General features: G+C 31.7%; 5 protein-coding genes. All 5 read right to left on the reverse strand.

What is annotated here, in order from left to right; translation table 11 throughout:
* Positions 1-52: 52 nt before the first annotated feature.
* The gene (locus tag BMZ74_RS06070; protein WP_089861064.1) at positions 53-1678 is read right to left on the reverse strand and encodes a mannitol dehydrogenase family protein; all 1626 of its coding nucleotides are present in this window, start codon (positions 1676-1678) and stop codon (positions 53-55) included.
* A 99-nt stretch (positions 1679-1777) separates the two neighbouring features.
* Positions 1778-2845 (reverse strand): mannonate dehydratase, encoded by a 1068-nt coding sequence (gene uxuA / locus BMZ74_RS06075; RefSeq protein ID WP_089861066.1) that lies wholly within the window; start codon positions 2843-2845, stop codon positions 1778-1780.
* Between the two features lie 30 nt (positions 2846-2875).
* Positions 2876-4243, reverse strand: a complete 1368-nt coding sequence (gene uxaC / locus BMZ74_RS06080; protein ID WP_089861067.1) for a glucuronate isomerase — start codon at positions 4241-4243, stop codon at positions 2876-2878.
* 17 nt (positions 4244-4260) lie between these two features.
* Entirely contained in the window at positions 4261-5544 is a 1284-nt protein-coding gene (locus tag BMZ74_RS06085) for a TRAP transporter large permease (protein WP_089861069.1), read from the reverse strand.
* Positions 5545-5570: 26 nt separating this feature from the next.
* A complete protein-coding gene (locus BMZ74_RS06090; protein ID WP_177181375.1) occupies positions 5571-6044 on the reverse strand; it encodes a TRAP transporter small permease in 474 nt (157 codons plus the stop codon).
* Positions 6045-6389: the final 345 nt, after the last annotated feature.

Consider the following 6389-nt stretch of genomic DNA (forward strand, 5'->3'; position numbering starts at 1 on the left):
TGCCTAAATGTAGTATTCAGACAGGATAAATTATAATATTTTTGACTAATTTTTATTTTCTATTTAAATATTTTTCTAGAGTATTTTTAACTGCACCTGGCCCACTAATCATTTCTTTAAAATAAGCTTCTATTTTATTCGCCAGTCCTAACTGATACAAATCTGTTCCCATTAGCTTTTCGTTAGCAAGAATATCTTTTAGATTATTATCTACAGTCTCTATTTTAGTAAATTCAACTGCTTTAAGCTGAGCAGTTAGTTCATCTAAAAGAGGATCAGAACTTAGTTCCATTTTTTCTCCCAGATCATCTATCCCAAGTAGATAACGTAACCAACCTGCTATAGCTAGTGGAATAGCAACTAGATCTGTTGGATCAAGTTCATCTGCCTTTTGATAAGATTTAATTGTTTCTCCAAAACGAATTGCTATTTTTTGAGAAGTATCTTTAGCAATTCTCTGTGGTGTATCAGGTATATAAGGATTAGGCAGTCTTTCTTCAACTACCTCATCAATAAATTCTGCTGGATCAAGTACACCAGGGTTAACAACTACAGGTAAACCTTCTTGATAACCAATCTCTTTAATTAATTTTACAATTAAGTCATCCTTCATTTCTTGAGCAATTGAAGTATAACCTAAAAGACAGCCATAAACTGCCATTGCTGTATGGAGCGGATTTAAACAAGTTGTAACTTTCATTGTTTCTACTTTATTAACTGTTTCTCGATCTGTATAAATTGCCCCAGCCTGATCAAGTGGTATTTTACCATTAGGAAAATTATCTTCTATAACTAGATATTCTGGTGCTTCTGCATTAACAAAAGCTGCTATTTCTGTGTTTTTAGTTGTTTTTACTATTTCTGTATTTTGAAAGCCAATTTCTTTAAGCTTCTTCTGCACATCTGGAGCAGGTCCGGGAGTTATTTTATCAATCATTGACCAGGGAAATCCTACTTTTGATTCATCACTTAAATATCCTAAAAATCCTTCTTCTACCAGATTATTTTCTACCCATTTTTCTGCTACAGTTAAAACAGCATCTTTAAGCTTCTGGCCGTTGTGAGAGCAGTTATCCATACTGGCAAAAGCAAAGGGATAGGCTCCTGCTTTATAGCGCTCATAAGCTAGAGCTGTTACCTTGGCCATCAGGTGATTTAAATCTCCCTCTGGTCCGGCTTTAAAATCTTCCAGTACAAATGGAAAAAATTGACCATCCATATTATCTAAGGCATAACCTTTTTCAGTTACAGTAAAACTTGCCATCTTTAAGCTCGGTTTTTTAAAGATTTCTTTAAGTTCCTCCCAGTCTTTTTCAAAACTGGAGTCAGCTTTTAAACCCTCTGTAATACTTGCTAATAGAGTTTTTTCTAAACTGCCATCAGCAGACATTTTTACAACCAGGCTCAAATTATCAGCCGGTGCATAAACTTTATCTATAATCTCATAGTCAAAGCCCTCAGCAGCTATGATACCTGTTTCTGCTTCTCCTTCATTTAATAGTTCCTGCTGCAGACGGGCAATAAAAGCTCTGAAGATATTACCGGCACCAAAATGTACCCATTCCGGATTAGCTTTTGTCTTCTCAATTAAATTCTGATAATCAAACTGTAGTGGCTTAATTCCAGCCTTTTCCCACTGAGTTTTATCATTCAGTTCTTCTTTTTTAAGTTTTAACATAAATTATCACCTCAATAATTAAATTAAATTCAACATATACAAAAAGGAATTCCCTCTTTATTAAATTGTAATTAAAAAAGAGAATTCCTATATAGTTTGTTATTTGCTCATTTTCTTAATTGCTTCCCAGAGGCCATTAATATATGTAGCTCCAAGTGCTCTATCATATAATCCATAACCAGGTCTTGCCTTTTCTCCCCAAATCATACGACCGTGATCGGGTCTAACATAACCTTCAAATCCGACATCATGATAGGCTTTCATGATTTCAAATAAATCAAGAGAGCCATCACTTGATAAATGAGAAGTCTCATGAAATTTACCATCCCCATCAAACTTTAAGTTTCTAACATGAGCAAAATGAATTCTATCTCCAAATTCTCTAATTAAATCTGGTACACTATTTTCTGGATTTGACCCTAAAGAACCACTGCAGAGAGAAATACCATTATAAGTATTATCTACCATATCTAATAATTTGCGAATATTTTCTTTTCCTGTCATAATTCGCGGCAATCCATAAATTGGCCAGGGAGGATCATCGGGATGGATAGCCATCTTTATGTCATTTTCCTTACAGACAGGTAAAATAGCTTCTAAAAAATATTTAAGATTTTCAAAAAGGTCATCTTCAGTAATTGATTCATACTTTTTCATAATATCTTTTAACTCAGCTAATCTTTCTGGTTCCCAACCTGGTAATGAAAACCCTTCAGATCCTTTATCAAATTCTTCTACAAGTTTTACAGGATCTGTATTATTAATCCATTCTTCATCATAAGACATTGTAGTTGAACCATCTTCAAGTTCTTTAGCAAGATCAGAACGCAGCCAGTCAAAAACCGGCATAAAATTATAGCAAACTACTTTTATTCCTTCTGATGCTAAATTTTTTAAAGTTTCTTTATAATTTTCAATATACTCATCACGAGACGGTAAACCTAATTTAATTTCTTCGTGAACGTTAACACTTTCTATTACTTCCAGTTCAAGACCTGCATCATTAATTTCTTTTTTAAGTTTTCTTATTTTATCCAGAGGCCATATTTCTCCAACTGGTATATCATTTAAAGCACTTACTATTCCAGTCATACCAGGAATTTGTTTAATTTCTTTTAAACTAACACTATCATCATTTTCGCCAAACCAGCGAAAAATCATTTTCATCTGCATCACCAACTTTTTTATAATCTTTTTTTACTTATTTTTAAAAAATAACTCTAAAGGTCTCTTATAAGATAAATCAACTGCGATTTTTTCTGCCAATGAAATCGGTAACTTCTGTTTCAAAACACTTTCTCCCAACAAATTAGCCAAAGTTCTTCTATATACTTCAGTTCTAGAAGCATAAGATAAAATTTTTCTGGAATCAGTTACCATTCCTGTCTGTTTAGCTAAAACATCAACAGCAGCTATATGGTTAAGATGCTTATCCATTCCATAGGCACTATCATTAAACCACCAGGAAGATCCTAAATTTAAATTTGGAAAAGCTCGAGCAATAGAAACTAATGACTGTAAATAATTATCATTAATTATATAAGCAACAAATTTTAAGTCTTCAAATGTATTTAATAAATATGATAAACCATCTACTATATTAACTCCTGAACCTATTATATCTCCTCCAGAATTAATACCTACATTATCTAAAAGACTTTTTCTGTAATTCCTTCTGACACCAATATGCAGCTGCATTATCCAGTCTTTTTTTCTATTTAGCTCCGCATAATAATTAAGCATAAAAGCTTTAAAATTTATTATTTCATTTATTGATAATTCTTTATCTAATCTTTTATCAAAAATGTTTTCTGCCTGCTTAAAACTTACAGCTTTACTCATAAGGTCAGGCAAATCATGATCACTGGAAACACAACCCATTCTATCAAAATATGAATGTGATAATTCTAAGGCTTTTAATAAATTATCAAGTGATAAATCATCCGTATCTAAATATTTTTGAATAAGCTTTATAATATTTTCCTTCCAATCATCTTCTTCAATTTTACTGTAGCTATCAGGTCTCCAGGTAGGATAAACTTTTAAATTATCTAATTCATCCTGAGCCTGATTGTGATATTTTAAATCTGAAATAGGATCATCAGTTGTACACATAATTTCTACTTTCATCTTTTCCAGTAATGCTCTGGGTTTATAATCATCTTTTTGTAATTTTGATTTAGTTATTTTCCATATTTGATCAGCATTACTGGAATCTAATAATTCTTCAATCTCAAAAATATTTTTCAAATCAAGCTGCATCCACTCAAAAACTGGGTTAAGAGCAAAAGAAGGAAAAACTTCTGCAAAAGCTTTCCATTTTTCTTTATTAGAAGCTTTACCAGTTATTTTATCTTCTTCAATCCCCATTCTTCGCATTAGCTGCCAGATATAGTGATCTGTCTGGCCCTCAACTTCCCAGATATCCTGCCAGTTTTTATTATCCATTATTTCTTTAAGGTCACTATGATTATGAGGATCTATTATTGGTAGATCTCTAATTTCATCATAAATGCTTTTAGCTTTAGTATTATTTAATAAATAATTATCATTTAAAAATTCCAATTTTTATAACCTCCAATTTATAAACTGTAAACCAAGTTAGGTAAAAATAATACCAGATTTGGGAAAAATGCTAAAATCACTATTAAAACAATAATTGCCAGGGTAAATGGAATAGACTGATATACATAATCCTCTACAGGAACATCCATTAGTGAACATACAGTATACATTGTTACACCAACTGGTGGAGTCATTCCTCCCATTGTAACAATAGTCATCATCATAATTCCAAAATGTACAGGATCTATCCCAACTGATTTTATAATTGGAAGAAAAATAGGAGTTAAAAGCAGTACATTAACCGTTGCTTCCATAAGCATACCTGCAATAAATAAAAACCCTAAAATCATAAACAATAATAAAGTTGGATTTTGAGTAATTGATGTAATAACCTGAGCCATCTGTTGAGGAACCTGATTTGCAATAATTACATATCCAAATATTGAAGAACAGGCAATTATTAATACAATTACCCCATTATCAAATAAGGACTGCTTTAAAACTTCTTTTAAATCAGACCACTTTAATTCTTTATAAACATATTTACCAATAATAAAAGCATAAACTACAGCAAAAGCACCAGCTTCAGAAGGAGTAAAGAATCCAAATCTGATTCCAATAATCAAAATTAAAGGGAAAATAATTGCCCAAATACTATCTTTTAAACCATTCCAGACTTCTTTTTTAGTTGGAGCCTTTTCTCTTACAGGAGTATATCCTCTTTTTTTAGATGTTATATAAGTTGTAACCATTAGTAAAATAGCCATTAATAAACCCGGTATTATACCAGCAATAAATAACCTTCCTATAGAAACCTGACCTGTATAACCATATAATATAAGACCAATACTTGGTGGTATAGTAGAAGTAATTAAAGAACTTAAACCAATAACTGCTGCACTATAAGCTTTATCATACCCCTGTTTTGTCATAGACGGGCCTAAAATTCTTGCTTCCATAGCTGCATCTGCAACTGCCGAACCAGAAATACCACCCAAAAGTGAACTTAGAATAATACTAACATGAGCCAATCCACCAGTTAAGTGGCCTACCAAAATAGTAGAAAACTTTATTAAACGTTTTGTAATACCAGTAGCATTCATTAGATTACCTGCTAAAACAAAAAAAGGAACCGCTAAAAGTGGATAATTTTGAGTTGCTGCAACCATTCTTTGAGTCACAATAGAAAACGGCAGACCAGCTTCAAATAAAAAGAATAATGAACTAGAAATACCAATTGTAAAAGCTAAAGGCATTCCTGTTAATAATAAAACTGCAAAAACGCTAACTACTAGTGTCATTAATTTCCCTCCTAAATCAGATCTTTTTATTCACTCTCTGAACTAATAATTTCATTACTTATAAATTTATAGATAATCGTTCTAAACATTAATAAACATCCAATAGGTACACCGGCTGTAGCATAAGAATAGCTGATTCCTAAAGTATTAAAATTTCTTGAAACATTTCTAATTGTAAGATCAAAACCATAATAAATAATTCCACCTAAAAATACTAAAATAATTAAATAGTGTATTATGTAGATGATTTTTTTGAGCTTCTTAGGCAAAAAATTAACAAAAAAATCCACTCCAATATGATTATTAGTCTGTAAAGCCCTATCAGCACCTAAAAAAACCACCCAGACAAATAATAATTGAGCTAAATCAACACTCCAGACAATTGGATTACCTAAATACCTTAATGCTGCTGCAATAAAAACTAAAATAACTAATATTCCTAAAGCAATTGCACCAACTATATTTTCAATTTTATTAATTGAATTATTAATTTTATTCACAGCTATACCTCCTCGTATAATATACTTAGTGATATTGAAATATATCACCATTTAAATATAAACTTTCTTGTTTCCATTAATTTTAGATTTAGTCCCTGATATAATGATATTTAAAGATATCCAGGGTAGATTTTGATCCCCCTTGTGGCATGTAATTACATGACTACTTTAAAAGTCTGATCCCCTGAGACTGATATGAACTCCTAACACGTATGCTGTGTCCTATTTGTTTTCTGCTGCTTTAGCAGGCAGCTGCCTTTGTACTCAAAACTTACTGGTGAACACTAATGGCGAGGCTGTTGAACTCTCAGTTTTTCAGGGACTAAATCTGGTTATCTTTTTTAG

The sequence above is a fragment of the Halanaerobium salsuginis genome (genome assembly GCF_900114545.1).
Lineage (GTDB): Bacteria > Bacillota > Halanaerobiia > Halanaerobiales > Halanaerobiaceae > Halanaerobium > Halanaerobium salsuginis.